The following is an 18,544-nucleotide window of genomic DNA, read 5'->3' on the forward strand; positions in this document are numbered from 1 at the left end:
TATCTGCCGTGACTCATTTCGACGACGACGACGACCTCGCCGCCGCCCACGGCTCCGCCGCGGGCTCCAAGCACGCCCATAAAGTAGACCGTCCGCGCATTGAAGCGGCGGTCCGCGAGATCCTCTTGGCTATTGGTGAAGACCCTGACCGTGGCGGCCTCCAGGACACGCCCAAGCGCGTGGCCAAGGCGTACGCCGAGGTTTTTGCCGGGCTCCACCAGCATCCGGCGGATGTCCTTTCCACCACGTTCGACCTCGATCATGAAGAGCTCGTCCTGGTGAAGGACATTCCGTTCTATTCGACCTGCGAGCACCACCTGGTGCCGTTCCACGGAGTGGCGCATGTCGGTTACATCCCGTCACATGACGGGAAGGTGACAGGCCTCAGCAAGCTGGCGCGGTTGGTCGACATCTACGCGCGCCGGCCGCAGGTGCAGGAGCGCCTCACGACGCAGATCGTTGAGGCGTTGGTGAAGCACCTCAACCCGCGTGGTGCCATTGTGGTCGTCGAATGTGAACACATGTGTATGTCCATGCGCGGCATCCGCAAGCCCGGCGCGAAGACCGTCACCAGTGCGGTGCGCGGTCAGCTCCATGACCCGGCCACCCGCGCCGAGGCCATGAGCCTCATACTCGGAAGGTAATCTCTATGGACTCCCTCGCTGCAGCACCCGGAACCGGCCCGGCCACAAGCCCGTTGCCGGTTCTCCGTAAGCCGCGGCCCGCGGCCAGGTTCGAGGACCTGCCGACGGACCGCACGCTCGTCATGGGAATCCTCAATGTCACCCCGGATTCCTTCAGCGACGGCGGCACCCACCGGACGCCGGACACGGCCATCGCGCTTGGTTTGCGCATGTTTTACGCCGGCGCGGACATTATCGACGTCGGTGGCGAGTCCACGCGCTCTGGCGCCGAGCCGGTTTCCCCGGAAGAAGAACAGCGCCGTGTCATTCCGGTGATTCAGGCGTTGGTCAAGGCTGGCGCGCTGGTCAGCATCGACACGATGCACACGTCCACGGCCGCCGCGGCAGTGGAGGCTGGTGCGGCCATCATCAACGATGTTTCCGGCCTCACCATCGAGCCCGGTATGCCGGAGCTCGTAGCCCGGACCAAGGTCCCGTACATCCTTACGCACCGCCGCGGCGATGCCATGACCATGGACAGCCTGACGGACTACCACAACGTGACCCAGGACGTGGTGGCTGAAATCAGCGGCGTCCGCGACAAGTTGTACGCAGCGGGCGTTGCCCCGGAGCAGATCATCATTGATCCCGGAGTCGGTTTCTCCAAGAACGAGGACCAGAACTGGGAAATCCTCAAGAACCTTGATCAGCTCTTCGGGTTGGGCCACAAGGTGATGGTGGCTGCTTCCCGCAAGCGGTTCCTCGGTTCGCTGCTCACTGTTGCGGGCAAGTCGGCTGCTCCGCTGGAACGCGACGCCGCCACCGCTGCAATCACCGCTTTGAGCGCCGCCAAGGGCGCCTGGGCTGTCCGCGTCCACGACGTCGGACCCAGCCTTGACGCCGTCAAGGTCGCCGCCCGCATCGCACGCTGATAGGAAACGCTGTGGACAGGATCACGCTGACGGGCGTCACCGCCGTGGGTTATCACGGGGTGTTCGATTTTGAGCGCCGTGACGGCCAGCCTTTCGTGGTGGATGCAGTGCTCCACACGGATTTCACCAAGGCCGCGGAGACAGATGACCTGCAGTACACAGCGCACTATGGTGAAGTTGCCGAGCTGATCACCCGGCACATCGAGGGCGAGCCCTTGAACCTGATCGAGGGTCTGGCCGTCAGGATCGCGGAGGGCATCCTCGCGAACTACAGCGTGGCCGCCGTCGACGTCACCGTCCACAAGCCCAAGGCTCCCATTGAGGTGCCGTTCGGCGACGTTACGGTCAGTGTGCACCGGGAGCGATCATGACATCCGGCTACACCAAGGCCATCCTGGCCCTCGGCAGTAACCTGGGGGAGCGCAACGACACCCTTTCCACTGCGGTTGCGGCCTTGGTGGATCCGCCGGAGGTGCGGCTCCTTGGAGTTTCCCCGGTGGTGCAGACCAAGGCAGTCGGTGGTCCGGAAGGGCAGCCGGACTTCCTGAACATGGTCATGGCCGTGGAAACCACGTTGACCCCGCTGGAACTCTTGAGGCATTGCCACGACGTCGAACAGCAGCACCACCGTACGCGCGAGGTTCGCTGGGGTCCCAGGACGCTGGATGTGGACATCGTCGTGTTCGGCGACGTCGTCAGTGACGATCCCATTCTTACTCTTCCCCATCCGCGGGCAGCTGAGCGTGCATTCGTGCTCTATCCGTGGTCGTTGTTGGAACCGCACGCACAGTTGAACGGGCGCAGTGTTGCTGAGTTGGCTGCCGACGCCGCTGACATGCCGGATATCCGGCGCTTCGATGGTTATGGCGACGTAGCCGGCGTGCCTGCGACGGGAGCAGTGGAACAGCCATGAAAGCATTGCGCCCGGTGGTTCTGGTGCTCATCGCCGTCATCGCTGCGGTCATTGGCTGGTTGGCAACCGCCACCACCAACCGCTTCAGCATGCCCACCCCGGTCCTGCCGGTATCCGCGCTGGTGACCATGGCCGTTATTGCCGGCCTCACACTCATCATGGGCATTCGTGTGCTGCGCTGGCGCAACGGCAAGAAGAAGAACCTGCTCAATCCGATTCTGGCGGCCAGGACATTGATCCTTGCCCAGGCCTGCGCCTATGCGGGAACCTTGCTTCTTGGCTGGCATGCCGGAATCTCGATGGACCTTCTCCGGATCGGCAGCTTGCGCGGCGGCGAGGGAATACTGTGGAACGCCTTGCTGATGGGCGGCGGTGGCGTGGTCATGGTGGTGGTTGGGCTCGTGGTGGAGCGTTTCTGCCGGATCCCACCCGAGGATCTTGAAGGTGGCACTGCCGGACCGGGGCCCCGTCGCGGCGAAACCAAAGGCGAAGGCGAGTATGCATACCGAGGCGATTGATCCTCCCGGCGTCCAGTGGCTTCGGGTTTCCCCGAAGTACGTCACCGTGCGGTTGGTGGAGTGGGCCATCGGCAATGTCCTGATGCTGACAGTCCTCAGTTTGCCGCTCATATTCGTGCTGCTGGGTTGGTGGCGTTGGCCTCCTTTGTGGCTCGCCATCACGGTTCCCGCAGTGATGCTGGTCCTGGCGCTGTGGCGGCTGGTGTTGATTCCCCGCCAGGTACGCGCCATCGGCTATGCAGAACGCGACGACGACCTCCTCATCCGCCGCGGCATCTTCTTCCAACGCACCATGGTGGTTCCCTACGGCCGGATGCAGTACGTGGACGTTGCGGTTGGTCCGGTTGAACGCAGCTTGGGACTGTGCACGCTCAAACTCCACACGGCATCGACCGGAACCAACGCGCACCTGCCTGGTCTTCCGGCAGAGGAAGGCGCACGGCTGCGCGAACAGCTTTCGGCCCGTGGAGAAGCCAGGCTGGCCGGGCTGTGAGCCCGGAAGGCAACGCGGCGGTGAGCCTGCCGGATCAACCGGAAACAAAGGTCGACGGCGGCTGGAACCGCGTCCACCCGGCATCACCTTTCGTTCGTGGCTGGGTGGCGCTGGCCGCCGTCGGGTTCTTCTTTGGCCGTGACGCATTCGAACGCATGTTGCAGGGCAGGGATTTTCTGGATCCAAACCTGAACGGCCGTGTGCCGTGGCTTTTGGCCGGCGGCGCCGTGGTGCTGCTGTTGACGGTGGGCAGTTTCATCCTGAGCTGGTACTTCACGCGTTACCAGGTGGCCGAAGGGTACGTGCGCGTCAACACTGGTTTCCTGTTCAAGCAGCAGCGGCAGGCCAGATTGGACCGTGTCCAGGCCATCGACATTGTTCAGCCGCTCTTGGCGAGGATATTTGGCCTCGCTGAACTCAAATTTGAAGTGGCCGACGCCGGCGAGTCGGCGGTGCGGCTCGCTTACCTTCCGCTCGCCCAGGCGAAGCAATTGCGCGCCACCATCCTTGCGCGGGCGGCCGGCGTTGTCAGCGAGCCCGGTAAGGAAGAGGAAATTCCTGAGGCACCCGAGCATGTGGTGCTGTCTGTGCCTCCGGCACGGCTCATTGGATCCCTCGTGTTGAGCGAGCAAACCGTCGGAATCCTGGTCGGTGCCGCTGTGGTGGTAGCTGTCTCTGTTTTCACAGAGAACCAGACGCTGTTCTTGGCGCTCATCCCCGGCATCCTGGGCATCGGCGCAGCCTACTGGAATTCCTTCAACAAGGGCTACAACTTCACGGCAGCCATTTCGCCGGACGGTATCCGCCTTCGATACGGTCTCCTGGACACCCAGGCGCAGACCCTGCCTCCCGGACGCATCCAGGCAGTCATGGTGACGCAGCCGCCTCTCTGGAGGATCTTTGGCTGGTACCGGATGCACGTCAACGTGGCGGGTTATGGGGTATCGGGCAGTACCGAGGGTGCCGCCCGGACCATGCTGCTGCCCGTCGGAATGAAGCCCGATGTCCTGCGGATGATGTCCTTGGTGCTGCCGGACCCGGGGGTTGAGGACCCGGAGCGCGTCTTCACGGCCGGACTGGATGGGTTGGCTCCGGCCGCGCCCGACGCCGCCCCGACAGATGAATTTGTCACCACACCCCGCCGCGCACGGTTGCTTGCTCCACTTGGCCGGCGCCGCAACGGATTCCTTGCCACGCGCACGGCGTTGTTGATCCGATCCGGCCGTTGGTGGCACACGCTGGTCCTTGTGCCGCATCAGCGGACGCAGTCCATGGCGCTCCACCAGGGGCCGCTGGCTCGCCGCTTCGGAGTGGCCGACCTTGTCCTCCACACCACCGCCGGACCTGTTTCTCCCAGGGTCTTCCAAGCTGATGCGGCCCAGGCCGTGGAACTCTTCGACCAACAGGCTGCCCGCGCCCGGGAAGCCCGGAAACGGCAGACGAGCGAGCAGTGGCTGGCGCAGGTGGCACCGCAGGCCCCGGAGGTTGCAGCCGCAGCGGAGGTTGCGACCACAGCGGAACAGCCGCCCCCGCCGGCACAATCCGCACAGCCGGCCCGGCCAATCCAGCCGGAACACCCCCACACTTCACCGCAACAGGAGGACCGCCACGATGGCTAGGCCAGGACGACTCGGAGTCGGAATCATCGGCGCCGGCAAGGTGGGTGCCGTGTTGGGTGCCGCTTTGCGCGCGGCCGAGCACGCCGTCGTCGGGGTTTCTGCTGTGTCGGAGGCGAGCCGTGAGCGTGCCGAAAACCTGCTGCCCGGTGTTCCGGTCCTGGAGATCCAGGACATCGTGGAGCGTTCGGAACTGGTGCTGTTGGCCGTCCCGGACGACGCCCTCGGGGAGTTGGTGGCGGGGCTCGCCAAGCTGGGCGCCTGGCAGCCGGGCCAACTGGTGGCACACACGTCCGGCCGGTTCGGCGTGGGAATCCTCAACCCTGTCCGTGCGGTGGGCGCGATCCCGCTGGCGCTGCACCCGGCCATGACTTTCACGGGCATGAGCTTGGACCTGACCCGGCTCATGGATTGCACTTTTGGTGTTACCGCGGATGCGGCCATGCTGCCGATCGCTCAAGCCCTCGTGGTGGAGATGGGTGCCGAACCGGTGGCCATTGCCGAAGCCGACCGCACCCTCTACCACGCGTCCCTTGCGCATAGCTCGAACCACATGGTCACGCTGGTGGCCCAGGCATCCCAGATGCTGCGGGAGATCGGCGTCGAAAACCCGGAGTCCATGCTGGGTCCGCTGTTGCGCGCCACACTGGAGAACGCCCTTGCATCCGGCGAATCGGCGCTGACCGGTCCGGTGGCGCGTGGAGATGTGGGTACCGTTTCCGCGCATGCCCAGGCACTGAAAGAGTACGACGGCGGTGCGGGCGGCGATGTTCTCGCGGCCTACCAGGCCATGGCGCGGGCCACCGCACGCAGGGCGGAAAACCGCGGGCTCCTGCGGCCCGAACAACTGAATGAGATCGACGAAGCCTTGGGTGCCGACCCCAAGTCGCCGGAAGGACACTGAACAGCATGGCCATCAAACTCGTGACCACCGCGGCGGAACTGCGTGCTGAAAGTGCACGCTTGCTGGCATCGAAGGGCGGGAATTCGCAGGGATTGGTCCCCACCATGGGTGCCCTGCACTCAGGCCACGCGGCACTGGCACGGACCGCCGCGGCCGAGAACGACGTGGTGGTGGCCACCATCTTCGTCAACCCGCTGCAGTTCGGCGACGCCGTTGACCTGGACCGCTACCCGCGCACGCTCGACGCCGACATGGCCCTGCTGGACGCCGAAGGCGTTGACCTGGTGTTCGCGCCGTCCGTTGACGAGGTGTATCCCGGCGGACAGCCCCTGGTGCGGGTAACCTCCGGACCGTTGGGTGAAAAATGGGAAGGTGCTTCGCGCCCCGGTCACTTTGACGGCGCCCTGACCGTAGTGGCCAAGCTGCTGCACTACGGACTTCCCGGAGGTGCTGCCGTTGACGGCACGACGGCGGCCTACCGGGCTTACTTTGGCCAGAAGGACGCGCAGCAGTTGGCTTTGGTGAAGCGGATGGTCTCGGACCTGAACTTCCCGGTGGAGATCGTTCCTGTGCCCATCGTTCGCAGTGAGGACGGCCTGGCGCTTTCAAGCCGAAACAGGTTCCTTTCCGATGAGGAACGAGAGGCCGCCCTTGTGTTGTCGCGGGCTTTGCGCCTTATTGAGTCCCGGGCAACCGCGCACGAACCACTGGACCTGGACTCCGCCGTCGCGCTTGTTGAATCCCAACCGTTGGTGGAACTGGACTATTTCGACGTCGTCGACCCCAACACCTTGGAACCGCTCGCCGAAAACTGCAAGGAGACACCGTTCCGCGGGGAAGGGCTGGCGATCATCGCGGCGAAGGTGGGGCCTGTGCGGCTCATCGACAACGCTCCTTTGTTCTCCTAGCGTTAGGAATTTTTCTACTGACGGGAATTGGATAGGCCTTTAGACTGTTCTAGTCTTCACCGGCATCGATCGCCGGACACCAAATCCAACCCTTGGGGAACCCTCATGTCTACCGACGTCACGTCCGACGCCAACGGCAAGCCTGAATCCGGAGCATCCGGTTCGGTCGCCTCTGTAGAGGCAACGCCTTACCAGGCCCCGCCGGCTCCGGCGTCGCAGGCGCCGGTTTCCGGGAAGATGTCCCGTGAATCCGTGACGGTCATCGTCACCCTTTTGGTGGCAACCTTCGTGGTGATCCTCAACGAGACCATCATGAACGTCGCCCTCCAGCGCCTCATGACGGACCTCCAGGTGAGTGCGTCCACTGTGCAGTGGCTGGCTACCGGCTTCATGCTGACCATGGCCGTCGTCATTCCCACGACAGGGTTCATCCTTCAGCGGATGAGCACCCGCGGGGCGTTCATGCTGGCCATGGGTCTCTTCAGCGGTGGTACTTTGCTGGCCGCCTTGGCGCCGGGTTTCCTGGTGCTTTTGCTGGCGCGCATCGTTCAAGCCGGCGGCACTGCCATCATGCTGCCGCTGTTGATGACCACCATCCTGACGCTGGTACCCATGTCCAAACGCGGAGCCGTCATGGGCAACGTCAGCATTGCCATCTCGGTTGCTCCGGCTATGGGCCCCACCGTTTCCGGCATCATCCTGGACCACTTCTCCTGGCGCTTCATGTTCGTATTCGTGCTGCCTGTTGCCTTGGCGGCTTTCGCGATAGGTGCCAAGTACCTCACCAACGTGGGGGAGCGCGAGAAGACCACGCTTGACGTGCCTTCCGTTATCCTCACTGTTCCCGCTTTCGGTGGCCTGGTCTACGGTCTGAGCCAGATTGGTGGCGCCGAGGCCGGCGTTGTTCCCGTTATCGCGCTGGTGGTTGGTGTCCTCTGCCTGGCACTTTTTGTCTTCCGGCAGCTCAAGCTCCAGAAGTCCGACGCCCCGCTGCTGGATCTTCGTGCCTTCAAGTTCCGCATGTTCACGGTGTCCACGCTGCTGATGGTGGTAGCCATGATGGCCCTGTTCGGCGGTGTGATTCTGTTGCCGCTGTACCTGCAGAACACCTTGCACCTGCAGCCGTTGGAGACTGGACTCGCACTGCTGCCGGGCGGTTTGGCCATGGGCCTGCTGGGTCCGGTCATTGGACGGATTTTCGACAAGGTTGGCCCCCTGCCGCTCACCGTCACCGGTTCTGTGCTCATGGTCCTGACGCTGTGGCAGTTCTCCCGCCTGGATGAGGGAAGCTCGCTTGGCTGGGTCATTGCCCTGCACGTCACCCTGAGCCTTGGCCTTGCCCTGCTCTTCACGCCGGCGTTCACCACTGGCTTGAACCCGCTGCCGCCGCACCTCTACTCGCACGGATCGGCGATCATCAGCACCGCGCAGCAGGTAGCCGGTGCAGCCGGTACGGCGCTGCTGGTGTCCATCTATGCGGTGGTTTCTGCATCTTCGAACCAGGTCGCCGGCATGCAGGCGGCGTTCATGGCCGCCACTGTTATCGCGGTTGCTGCTGTGGTGCTCGGCGCCATGATGCGCAAGACCGACGGTGCCGCAGGACACGGCGGCCACTGACCCCGCGGTTGCTGACGACCGGTTTCCCGCAAAGCTCTCCCACCGTGGTGGGGGAGCTTTGTTGGTTAACGGGGTGGCGCCGTTGGTAGGGGGTGGCGCCCTTGGTTAGGGGTGGCGGTCGGTCGTGCAGCGTCCACCTTCCGACGCTCGCTCACATCCCGCGGGTTTGATGGCGTCGCTCGCTCACATCCCGCGGGTTTGATGGCGTCGCTCGCTCACATCCCGCGGGTTTGATGGCGTCGCTCTCTCATGTCCCGCGGGTTTGGTTGGGGTTCGACGGCGGTGGTGGCGTGGTGTGGTGTCGGTGGTTGTTGTGGGGCGGGGTTGTGTGACGGGCTTCACTTGGGCTGGTTTGGGGTGTGGTGGGGTGGTTTTGGGGGTGTTTTCCTTGTGTTGGCGGGGTTTTTGGGTGGTGTTGGGGTGGATTTGGTGTGGGGGTGGGGCGCGTGTAAAGTTATTCGAGTCGCCGCCGCTGATGCGGAAAGATGGCGACCGACTCCCTTCAAATTGCCGGTTTCGGTGGTGCTTTTGTGTGCTGCTGGTTGGTGTGGGAGGCCCGGGTTCTGGTTTGCTTTGTGCGGCTGGTTCGGGTAAGTTTGAAAAGTTGCTCCGGAGCGATCCTGGACCCTTGTGGGTGTGGGTGGTGCCGGTAGTGTCTGTTGTTTGAGAACTCAATAGTGTGCCAAGTTTGTTGATGCCGATTGTTTTATTGATTGGTTGAAATTATGGCTGGATCATTGCGCACCCCCGTGTGTGGTGGTCTGGTTTTCAGCTGGTTTCGAATTTTGTGCAGCCGTGCCGGCCGTTATTTCCGGTGGGTGTGGTTGTGTCTGTTTGATTTGTTTTTCTTCAACGGAGAGTTTGATCCTGGCTCAGGATGAACGCTGGCGGCGTGCTTAACACATGCAAGTCGAACGATGATCCCAGCTTGCTGGGGGATTAGTGGCGAACGGGTGAGTAACACGTGAGTAACCTGCCCTTGACTCTGGGATAAGCCTGGGAAACTGGGTCTAATACCGGATATGACCGTCTGACGCATGTCAGGTGGTGGAAAGCTTTTGTGGTTTTGGATGGACTCGCGGCCTATCAGCTTGTTGGTGGGGTAATGGCCTACCAAGGCGACGACGGGTAGCCGGCCTGAGAGGGTGACCGGCCACACTGGGACTGAGACACGGCCCAGACTCCTACGGGAGGCAGCAGTGGGGAATATTGCACAATGGGCGCAAGCCTGATGCAGCGACGCCGCGTGAGGGATGACGGCCTTCGGGTTGTAAACCTCTTTCAGTAGGGAAGAAGCGAAAGTGACGGTACCTGCAGAAGAAGCGCCGGCTAACTACGTGCCAGCAGCCGCGGTAATACGTAGGGCGCAAGCGTTATCCGGAATTATTGGGCGTAAAGAGCTCGTAGGCGGTTTGTCGCGTCTGCTGTGAAAGACCGGGGCTCAACTCCGGTTCTGCAGTGGGTACGGGCAGACTAGAGTGCAGTAGGGGAGACTGGAATTCCTGGTGTAGCGGTGAAATGCGCAGATATCAGGAGGAACACCGATGGCGAAGGCAGGTCTCTGGGCTGTAACTGACGCTGAGGAGCGAAAGCATGGGGAGCGAACAGGATTAGATACCCTGGTAGTCCATGCCGTAAACGTTGGGCACTAGGTGTGGGGGACATTCCACGTTTTCCGCGCCGTAGCTAACGCATTAAGTGCCCCGCCTGGGGAGTACGGCCGCAAGGCTAAAACTCAAAGGAATTGACGGGGGCCCGCACAAGCGGCGGAGCATGCGGATTAATTCGATGCAACGCGAAGAACCTTACCAAGGCTTGACATGAACCGGTAATACCTGGAAACAGGTGCCCCGCTTGCGGTCGGTTTACAGGTGGTGCATGGTTGTCGTCAGCTCGTGTCGTGAGATGTTGGGTTAAGTCCCGCAACGAGCGCAACCCTCGTTCTATGTTGCCAGCGCGTTATGGCGGGGACTCATAGGAGACTGCCGGGGTCAACTCGGAGGAAGGTGGGGACGACGTCAAATCATCATGCCCCTTATGTCTTGGGCTTCACGCATGCTACAATGGCCGGTACAAAGGGTTGCGATACTGTGAGGTGGAGCTAATCCCAAAAAGCCGGTCTCAGTTCGGATTGGGGTCTGCAACTCGACCCCATGAAGTCGGAGTCGCTAGTAATCGCAGATCAGCAACGCTGCGGTGAATACGTTCCCGGGCCTTGTACACACCGCCCGTCAAGTCACGAAAGTTGGTAACACCCGAAGCCGGTGGCCTAACCCTTGTGGGGGGAGCCGTCGAAGGTGGGACCGGCGATTGGGACTAAGTCGTAACAAGGTAGCCGTACCGGAAGGTGCGGCTGGATCACCTCCTTTCTAAGGAGCTGCTAGCAGCTGTTCCGTGTTCTGTGTATGCAGTTCGTGGTGGTTGTCAGTGTTGCCCATTGCGCAGGCGTCTGTTCTGCGGTGGGTGCTCATGGGTGGAATATCAACGAATCAAACTTGTTTGGCATGGCCTTTACCGGTTGTGTCCTGGTGCCAGTACGGCAGCATGTGTCTCTGCTTTTTGTGGGGGTGGGTGTTGTTGGGAACGCTGCCGGGGTGCATGGTTTGTGGGGGTTGTGTTTGGCGCACTGTTGGGTCCTGAGGCAACAGGACCTTTTTGCAGCAATGCAGAGGGCATCGTTCTGGTGTTTCTTTTGTTCCTGCTTCCGGTTCTGCCGCGTGTCCCTGTGTGGGGTGGTGGTGGTCTGGTTGATGGGGTTGTTGTTTGAGAACTACATAGTGGACGCGAGCATCTGAGACATGCATGGCTGGCCTTTCGGGGTTGGTGTGTGTGTTTCTACAGCAATTTCTTATGAATGAACCTGGCCCTTGTGGTCGTGGTTCTCTCGAGTAAGTTTTTGATCTTTGTGTGGTCAAGTTTTTAAGGGCACACGGTGGATGCCTTGGCATTAGGAGCCGAAGAAGGACGTAGGAATCTGCGATAAGCCTGGGGGAGTTGATAACCGAGCGTTGATCCCAGGATGTCCGAATGGGGAAACCCCGCACAACGCTGCAAGGTGATTGTGTGACCCGCATCTGAACACATAGGGTGCGTGGGGGGAACGCGGGGAAGTGAAACATCTCAGTACCCGCAGGAAGAGAAAACAATAGTGATTCCGTTAGTAGTGGCGAGCGAACGCGGATCAGGCTAAACCGTTCCATGTGTGATAGCCGGCGGGCGTTGCATGGGCGGGGTTGTGGGACTTTCCGTGATGGTTCTGCCGGACCGTTGGGGTGATGTGCAGGCATAGGTGAACGGTCTTGAAAGGCCGGCCAGAGAGGGTGGGAGCCCCGTAACCGTAATGTTGTGTGCAGCCTGGAGAGTATCCCAAGTAGCACGGGGCCCGAGAAATCCCGTGCGAATCTGTCAGGACCACCTGATAAGCCTAAATACTTCCTAATGACCGATAGCGGACCAGTACCGTGAGGGAAAGGTGAAAAGTACCCCGGGAGGGGAGTGAAACAGTACCTGAAACCGTGTGCTTACAATCCGTCGGAGCAACCGCGAGTGATCGCATAGTAGTTGTGACGGCGTGCCTTTTGAAGAATGAGCCTGCGAGTTAGTGTTACGTCGCGAGGTTAACCCGTGTGGGGTAGCCGTAGCGAAAGCGAGTCTGAACAGGGCGAGTGTAGTGGCGTGATCTAGACCCGAAGCGGAGTGATCTACCCATGGCCAGGTTGAAGCGACGGTAAGACGTCGTGGAGGACCGAACCCACTTCAGTTGAAAATGGAGGGGATGAGCTGTGGGTAGGGGTGAAAGGCCAATCAAACTCCGTGATAGCTGGTTCTCCCCGAAATGCATTTAGGTGCAGCGTTGCGTGTTTCTTGCCGGAGGTAGAGCTACTGGATGGCCGATGGGCCCTACAAGGTTACTGACGTCAGCCAAACTCCGAATGCCGGTAAGTGAGAGCGCAGCAGTGAGACTGTGGGGGATAAGCTTCATAGTCGAGAGGGAAACAGCCCAGACCACCAACTAAGGCCCCTAAGCGTGTGCTAAGTGGGAAAGGATGTGGAGTTGCGAAGACAACCAGGAGGTTGGCTTAGAAGCAGCCATCCTTGAAAGAGTGCGTAATAGCTCACTGGTCAAGTGATTCCGCGCCGACAATGTAGCGGGGCTCAAGTACACCGCCGAAGTTGTGGATTTCACACATTGCCCTAGCCTTCGTGGTTCAGGGGTGTGGAGTGGTAGGGGAGCGTCGTGTGGGCAGTGAAGTCGCGGTGGAAACCAGCGGTGGAGCCTACACGAGTGAGAATGCAGGCATGAGTAGCGAAAGACGGGTGAGAAACCCGTCCGCCGAATGATCAAGGGTTCCAGGGTCAAGCTAATCTGCCCTGGGTAAGTCGGGACCTAAGGCGAGGCCGACAGGCGTAGTCGATGGACAACGGGTTGATATTCCCGTACCGGCGAAAAACCGCCCATGCCAAGCGGGGGATACTAACCGCCCGGAGCCTGCCCGCTCACCCTTGTGGTGTTGTGGGTTTTGGCCGAGCGCGGGACCTGATCCCGGGAGGTAAGCGTATTAACAGGTGTGACGCAGGAAGGTAGCCGGGCCGGGCGATGGTTGCCCCGGTCTAAGGATGTAGGGTCAGGGATAGGCAAATCCGTTCCTGTGTGCTTCGAGCACGTTCCTGAGATCTGATGGGACTCCCGTATGGGGGGATCCGGTGATCCTATGCTGCCTAGAAAAGCATCGACGCGAGGTTTTAGCCGCCCGTACCCCAAACCGACACAGGTGATCAGGTAGAGAATACCAAGGCGATCGAGAGAATTATGGTTAAGGAACTCGGCAAAATGCCCCCGTAACTTCGGGAGAAGGGGGGCCTGCCCCGTGATGGAGACTTGCTCTCCGTGAGCGGGTGTGGGCCGCAGAGACCAGGGGGAAGCGACTGTTTACTAAAAACACAGGTCCGTGCGAAGTCGCAAGACGATGTATACGGACTGACTCCTGCCCGGTGCTGGAAGGTTAAGAGGACCGGTTAGCCACCTTGTGTGGCGAAGCTGAGAATTTAAGCCCCAGTAAACGGCGGTGGTAACTATAACCATCCTAAGGTAGCGAAATTCCTTGTCGGGTAAGTTCCGACCTGCACGAATGGAGTAACGACTTCCCCGCTGTCTCAACCATAAACTCGGCGAAATTGCAGTACGAGTAAAGATGCTCGTTACGCGCAGCAGGACGGAAAGACCCCGAGACCTTTACTATAGTTTGGTATTGGTGTTCGGAGTGGCTTGTGTAGGATAGGTGGGAGACGTTGAAACCCGGACGCCAGTTCGGGTGGAGTCATCGTTGAAATACCACTCTGGTCACTTTGGACATCTAACTTCGGCCCGTGATCCGGGTCAGGGACAGTGCCTGATGGGTAGTTTAACTGGGGCGGTTGCCTCCTAAAAAGTAACGGAGGCGCCCAAAGGTTCCCTCAGCCTGGTTGGCAATCAGGTGTCGAGTGTAAGTGCACAAGGGAGCTTGACTGTGAGAGAGACATCTCAAGCAGGGACGAAAGTCGGGACTAGTGATCCGGCGGTACATTGTGGAATGGCCGTCGCTCAACGGATAAAAGGTACCTCGGGGATAACAGGCTGATCTTGCCCAAGAGTCCATATCGACGGCATGGTTTGGCACCTCGATGTCGGCTCGTCGCATCCTGGGGCTGGAGTAGGTCCCAAGGGTTGGGCTGTTCGCCCATTAAAGCGGTACGCGAGCTGGGTTTAGAACGTCGTGAGACAGTTCGGTCCCTATCCGCTGCGCGCGCAGGAAATTTGAGAAGGGCTGTCCTTAGTACGAGAGGACCGGGACGGACGAACCTCTGGTGTGTCAGTTGTACTGCCAAGTGCATCGCTGATTAGCTACGTTCGGATGGGATAACCGCTGAAAGCATCTAAGCGGGAAGCTCGCTTCAAGATGAGATTTCCATACACATTTATGTGTGAGAGGCCCCCAGCCAGACCACTGGGTTGATAGGCCGGATGTGGAAGCGAGGACTAAAGACTCGTGAAGCTGACCGGTACTAATAGGCCAACAACTTACACCACACAACACACTGCACGCGTCCACTATGTGGTTCCCGAACAACAACCCGCACCAAGGGTTGCCGGAACCAACAACTAAATAACAACACCACAGTTGTAACCACAAAGTCTTCCCACCCACCCCCACCAAAAAGGGGGCCGGGACGGGTAACAGAGTTACGGCGGTCATAGCGTGGGGGAAACGCCCGGTCCCATTCCGAACCCGGAAGCTAAGACCCACAGCGCCGATGGTACTGCACCCGGGAGGGTGTGGGAGAGTAGGACACCGCCGGACAACCATTAAGGCAAGAGCCCCGACCACAGGTCGGGGCTCTTCCCCTTTAACCACCCAACCCCTAACCACCCACACACCCCAGCACCGCCACTCTCGGGCGGAACTGCCTTCCCCGTCTAAAGCCATGCCTGGCGGGCTTACTCCTTGGTACCTCGAACTGGAAGAGAACTCGGGGCTCAACTTCGGCGGTGGCGGCAACGCTCAATTCGATCCGGAATCCGCTACGTTCGACTGGGCCTGCTGATAGCGCAATCAGGGGTATCTGGCCGTAGCCGTCTATGCGCTTAGACAAGGCCAAGACCAGTCCACGTCATGTCACGTAAGCCGATCCCCTACCGAACGCTCTGGTGCTCTCCTTTGAGAGCCTGGGCGTTAGGTCAGCCGCACCCTTAGGGCACCGGCATCTCATCGGTGGGTCCCACAAAGCCCGGGCGTGAACAGCGCCTAAGAAGAATCAACTCCTGCGTTCAGCGGCGGCTTCCATGCGTCTTGTGCCAGTACTCGGCGCCCTTGCTGCTGGAACGCAGGATGGCGTCCGGCTGCGAAGCTGGCCACATCTCCAGCAGGTAGTAATCGATAACCTCTTCGGAGAACTCTCCGTCTTCTCCTGCATCGCGGGCCTTCGCACTGACCCGCAAACGGTAGCTTCCGGGCGGCACATCCCTTAGTTCACCGCTCGCATCCGCTGCGGCGACAGCATATTCTTGGGCAGCGAAATGTAGTGGCGTGAAACCAGCTTTGTCATGGGCATCGGGGGAAGCCCCCTCAGCCAGCAGCGCCTCCAGGGTGGCAACATCGTTTTCCAAGGCGGTGCGGTTCATTCTGTCCATAAGTGCCGTCGGCGGGCTTTCGCTTCAGCGATGAACTTTCTGTCTCAAGCCCCGTCGAACGTTCCAGTGCCATTCATCGTGCTTGAGCCACGACCTGCCTGAGTTCAAACAGAGGTGTGGCCGATGATGGCAATCCAGGAGAGCCGTGCACAAACGTCAGAAGGTAGAGTCGGCGCGAACTAGGCGTTGGACGACTTCGCGGCCTTCGCCGCTGCCTTTGCTGCCTGTTTGCTGGCACGGACCTTGACCAAGGACTGTGGATCCACGATGTCGGCAACGGACAAGTACGATCCTTCCTCGCCGTAGTGGCCGGCGGCTTCCCGCCATCCATCGGCTTGAAGGCCGCATTGCTTGCCAAGCAGGGCCAGGAAGATCTTCGCCTTCTGCTCGCCGAAGCCTGGCAACGCTTTAAGTCGGCGCAGTACCTCGGGACCGTCGGGGTTGCCGCGGGTCCAGATCGAGGCAGCATCACCATTCCAGTCGCTGTGGACCGTTTCCGCCAGTGCCTGGACCCTGCCGGCCATGGAACCGGGGAAGCGATGGACGGCCGGCTTCTCCTTGAATACTTCGACGAAACCAACGGGATCGTGCTCAGCGATGGTGGCTGGATCCAAGGACCCGAGGCGGGCACGAATCTTCTCGGGGCCAGCAAAGGCAGATTCCATGGTGACCTGTTGATCGAGCAACATACCCGTGAGCAACGCAAAAGCGTCGTCACTGAGCAGTCTGTCGGCGGCGGCATCTCCCGTGATGTGCAGTTCCATGCGTTCCATCCTCCCACCAGGCGGCGTCAACGTCATTGGCCCGCTGATTGCGACCCATAACTGTGCAGTGCGCTGCAGCCACGCTGCATATCTTCCCTGCCGTGCGGCGGAGCTGATGCCCTGACGTTCGGCGCTTTCGAAGGCGGTTGGTGGGGTTTTGGGGGTGGGTTTGGTGTGGGTGGTTTGGGGGTGTGGGGGTGGATTTGCGTTGGGGGTTGGGGGCGTGTATTGTTTTCTGAGTCGCCGGGTGCGAAACGGAAAGCCGGAAGGTGTGTACGGTTCGGTAGGCGGCCAAAAATAACTCTTCTTTTCCAATGGCCCTGTTTGGGTGCGCTGCTTTGTGTGGTGTGCTGTGGGTGATGTTTTGGGGGGTCTGTTGTTTGAGAACTCAATAGTGTGCCAAGTTTGTTGATACCGATTGTTTTATTGATTGGTTGAAATTATGGCTGGATCATTGCGCACCCCCGTGTGTGGTGGTCTGGTTTTCAGCTGGTTTCGAATTTTGTGCAGCCGTGCCGGCCGTTATTTCCGGTGGGTGTGGTTGTGTCTGTTTGATTTGTTTTTTTCAACGGAGAGTTTGATCCTGGCTCAGGATGAACGCTGGCGGCGTGCTTAACACATGCAAGTCGAACGATGATCCCAGCTTGCTGGGGGATTAGTGGCGAACGGGTGAGTAACACGTGAGTAACCTGCCCTTGACTCTGGGATAAGCCTGGGAAACTGGGTCTAATACCGGATATGACCGTCTGACGCATGTCAGGTGGTGGAAAGCTTTTGTGGTTTTGGATGGACTCGCGGCCTATCAGCTTGTTGGTGGGGTAATGGCCTACCAAGGCGACGACGGGTAGCCGGCCTGAGAGGGTGACCGGCCACACTGGGACTGAGACACGGCCCAGACTCCTACGGGAGGCAGCAGTGGGGAATATTGCACAATGGGCGCAAGCCTGATGCAGCGACGCCGCGTGAGGGATGACGGCCTTCGGGTTGTAAACCTCTTTCAGTAGGGAAGAAGCGAAAGTGACGGTACCTGCAGAAGAAGCGCCGGCTAACTACGTGCCAGCAGCCGCGGTAATACGTAGGGCGCAAGCGTTATCCGGAATTATTGGGCGTAAAGAGCTCGTAGGCGGTTTGTCGCGTCTGCTGTGAAAGACCGGGGCTCAACTCCGGTTCTGCAGTGGGTACGGGCAGACTAGAGTGCAGTAGGGGAGACTGGAATTCCTGGTGTAGCGGTGAAATGCGCAGATATCAGGAGGAACACCGATGGCGAAGGCAGGTCTCTGGGCTGTAACTGACGCTGAGGAGCGAAAGCATGGGGAGCGAACAGGATTAGATACCCTGGTAGTCCATGCCGTAAACGTTGGGCACTAGGTGTGGGGGACATTCCACGTTTTCCGCGCCGTAGCTAACGCATTAAGTGCCCCGCCTGGGGAGTACGGCCGCAAGGCTAAAACTCAAAGGAATTGACGGGGGCCCGCACAAGCGGCGGAGCATGCGGATTAATTCGATGCAACGCGAAGAACCTTACCAAGGCTTGACATGAACCGGTAATACCTGGAAACAGGTGCCCCGCTTGCGGTCGGTTTACAGGTGGTGCATGGTTGTCGTCAGCTCGTGTCGTGAGATGTTGGGTTAAGTCCCGCAACGAGCGCAACCCTCGTTCTATGTTGCCAGCGCGTTATGGCGGGGACTCATAGGAGACTGCCGGGGTCAACTCGGAGGAAGGTGGGGACGACGTCAAATCATCATGCCCCTTATGTCTTGGGCTTCACGCATGCTACAATGGCCGGTACAAAGGGTTGCGATACTGTGAGGTGGAGCTAATCCCAAAAAGCCGGTCTCAGTTCGGATTGGGGTCTGCAACTCGACCCCATGAAGTCGGAGTCGCTAGTAATCGCAGATCAGCAACGCTGCGGTGAATACGTTCCCGGGCCTTGTACACACCGCCCGTCAAGTCACGAAAGTTGGTAACACCCGAAGCCGGTGGCCTAACCCTTGTGGGGGGAGCCGTCGAAGGTGGGACCGGCGATTGGGACTAAGTCGTAACAAGGTAGCCGTACCGGAAGGTGCGGCTGGATCACCTCCTTTCTA

At 60.2% G+C, this 18,544-nt stretch carries 12 protein-coding genes and 4 rRNA genes; 14 read left to right on the plus strand and 2 right to left on the minus strand.

Annotated elements, in window-relative coordinates; all coding sequences use genetic code 11:
* Nucleotides 1–8 precede the first annotated feature (8 nt).
* From folE to rrf, 13 genes are all read left to right on the plus strand, one after another.
* Nucleotides 9–644 carry a GTP cyclohydrolase I FolE gene (gene folE / locus QEH68_RS00990; RefSeq protein WP_089593195.1) on the plus strand — a complete coding sequence of 212 codons (636 nt, stop codon included), beginning with the start codon at nucleotides 9–11 and terminating at the stop codon, nucleotides 642–644.
* Between the two features lie 5 nt (nucleotides 645–649).
* Nucleotides 650–1,555 (plus strand): dihydropteroate synthase, encoded by a 906-nt coding sequence (gene folP, locus QEH68_RS00995; protein ID WP_280625755.1) that lies wholly within the window; start codon nucleotides 650–652, stop codon nucleotides 1,553–1,555.
* Between the two features lie 11 nt (nucleotides 1,556–1,566).
* The gene (gene folB, locus QEH68_RS01000) at nucleotides 1,567–1,926 is read left to right on the plus strand and encodes a dihydroneopterin aldolase (protein WP_207595733.1); all 360 of its coding nucleotides are present in this window, start codon (nucleotides 1,567–1,569) and stop codon (nucleotides 1,924–1,926) included.
* Nucleotides 1,923–2,468: a 2-amino-4-hydroxy-6-hydroxymethyldihydropteridine diphosphokinase gene (folK, locus tag QEH68_RS01005; RefSeq protein ID WP_280625757.1), complete on the plus strand. Its 546-nt coding sequence runs from the start codon at nucleotides 1,923–1,925 to the stop codon at nucleotides 2,466–2,468. The genes folB and folK overlap by 4 nt, the downstream gene beginning before the upstream one ends.
* On the plus strand, nucleotides 2,465–2,986 hold the full coding sequence (locus QEH68_RS01010; RefSeq protein ID WP_280625759.1) for a DUF3180 domain-containing protein: 522 nt from the start codon (nucleotides 2,465–2,467) through the stop codon (nucleotides 2,984–2,986). The genes folK and QEH68_RS01010 overlap by 4 nt, the downstream gene beginning before the upstream one ends.
* Nucleotides 2,967–3,479 (plus strand): PH domain-containing protein, encoded by a 513-nt coding sequence (locus QEH68_RS01015; protein ID WP_207595736.1) that lies wholly within the window; start codon nucleotides 2,967–2,969, stop codon nucleotides 3,477–3,479. The genes QEH68_RS01010 and QEH68_RS01015 overlap by 20 nt, the downstream gene beginning before the upstream one ends.
* On the plus strand, nucleotides 3,476–5,098 hold the full coding sequence (locus QEH68_RS01020; protein WP_280625762.1) for a PH domain-containing protein: 1,623 nt from the start codon (nucleotides 3,476–3,478) through the stop codon (nucleotides 5,096–5,098). Before QEH68_RS01015 ends, QEH68_RS01020 begins: the two co-directional genes overlap by 4 nt.
* A complete protein-coding gene (locus QEH68_RS01025) occupies nucleotides 5,091–5,999 on the plus strand; it encodes a DUF2520 domain-containing protein (protein WP_280625764.1) in 909 nt (302 codons plus the stop codon). Before QEH68_RS01020 ends, QEH68_RS01025 begins: the two co-directional genes overlap by 8 nt.
* Before the next feature lie 5 nt (nucleotides 6,000–6,004).
* Nucleotides 6,005–6,907 (plus strand): pantoate--beta-alanine ligase, encoded by a 903-nt coding sequence (gene panC, locus QEH68_RS01030; RefSeq protein WP_280625766.1) that lies wholly within the window; start codon nucleotides 6,005–6,007, stop codon nucleotides 6,905–6,907.
* A gap of 105 nt (nucleotides 6,908–7,012) precedes the next feature.
* Complete coding sequence (locus QEH68_RS01035; RefSeq protein ID WP_207595740.1) at nucleotides 7,013–8,524, plus strand: DHA2 family efflux MFS transporter permease subunit; 1,512 nt, start codon at nucleotides 7,013–7,015, stop codon at nucleotides 8,522–8,524.
* 849 nt (nucleotides 8,525–9,373) lie between these two features.
* A 16S ribosomal RNA gene (locus tag QEH68_RS01040) occupies nucleotides 9,374–10,893 on the plus strand.
* Between the two features lie 540 nt (nucleotides 10,894–11,433).
* Nucleotides 11,434–14,591: ribosomal RNA gene (locus QEH68_RS01045) — 23S ribosomal RNA — on the plus strand.
* A gap of 154 nt (nucleotides 14,592–14,745) precedes the next feature.
* Nucleotides 14,746–14,862: ribosomal RNA gene (gene rrf, locus QEH68_RS01050) — 5S ribosomal RNA — on the plus strand.
* The 16S, 23S and 5S rRNA genes sit together here, the layout of an rRNA operon.
* 467 nt (nucleotides 14,863–15,329) lie before the next feature.
* Here the strand turns inward: rrf and QEH68_RS01055 are convergent.
* Together QEH68_RS01055 and QEH68_RS01060 are read right to left on the minus strand one after the other, a co-directional pair.
* A complete protein-coding gene (locus QEH68_RS01055) occupies nucleotides 15,330–15,683 on the minus strand; it encodes a hypothetical protein (protein ID WP_280625769.1) in 354 nt (117 codons plus the stop codon).
* Nucleotides 15,684–15,871: 188 nt separating this feature from the next.
* Nucleotides 15,872–16,465 carry an HhH-GPD-type base excision DNA repair protein gene (locus QEH68_RS01060; protein ID WP_280625771.1) on the minus strand — a complete coding sequence of 198 codons (594 nt, stop codon included), beginning with the start codon at nucleotides 16,463–16,465 and terminating at the stop codon, nucleotides 15,872–15,874.
* 556 nt (nucleotides 16,466–17,021) lie between these two features.
* Between QEH68_RS01060 and QEH68_RS01065 the strand changes: the two genes are divergently transcribed.
* Nucleotides 17,022–18,541: ribosomal RNA gene (locus tag QEH68_RS01065) — 16S ribosomal RNA — on the plus strand.
* Nucleotides 18,542–18,544 lie beyond the last annotated feature (3 nt).

The sequence above is a fragment of the Paenarthrobacter sp. OM7 genome, assembly GCF_029873575.1.
Classification (GTDB): Bacteria; Actinomycetota; Actinomycetes; order Actinomycetales; family Micrococcaceae; genus Arthrobacter.

Excerpts from the sequence above, each read along its gene's own strand:
- QEH68_RS01015 (WP_207595736.1), top strand. The coding sequence starts at position 2,967 with ATGCATACCGAGGCGATTGATCCTCCCGGCGTCCAGTGGCTTCGGGTT.
- QEH68_RS01025 (WP_280625764.1), top strand. The coding sequence starts at position 5,091 with ATGGCTAGGCCAGGACGACTCGGAGTCGGAATCATCGGCGCCGGCAAG.
- panC (WP_280625766.1), top strand. The coding sequence starts at position 6,005 with ATGGCCATCAAACTCGTGACCACCGCGGCGGAACTGCGTGCTGAAAGT.
- QEH68_RS01055 (WP_280625769.1), bottom strand. The coding sequence starts at position 15,683 with ATGAACCGCACCGCCTTGGAAAACGATGTTGCCACCCTGGAGGCGCTG.
- folP (WP_280625755.1), top strand. The coding sequence starts at position 650 with ATGGACTCCCTCGCTGCAGCACCCGGAACCGGCCCGGCCACAAGCCCG.
- QEH68_RS01035 (WP_207595740.1), top strand. The coding sequence starts at position 7,013 with ATGTCTACCGACGTCACGTCCGACGCCAACGGCAAGCCTGAATCCGGA.
- QEH68_RS01060 (WP_280625771.1), bottom strand. The coding sequence starts at position 16,465 with ATGGAACGCATGGAACTGCACATCACGGGAGATGCCGCCGCCGACAGA.
- folK (WP_280625757.1), top strand. The coding sequence starts at position 1,923 with ATGACATCCGGCTACACCAAGGCCATCCTGGCCCTCGGCAGTAACCTG.
- QEH68_RS01010 (WP_280625759.1), top strand. The coding sequence starts at position 2,465 with ATGAAAGCATTGCGCCCGGTGGTTCTGGTGCTCATCGCCGTCATCGCT.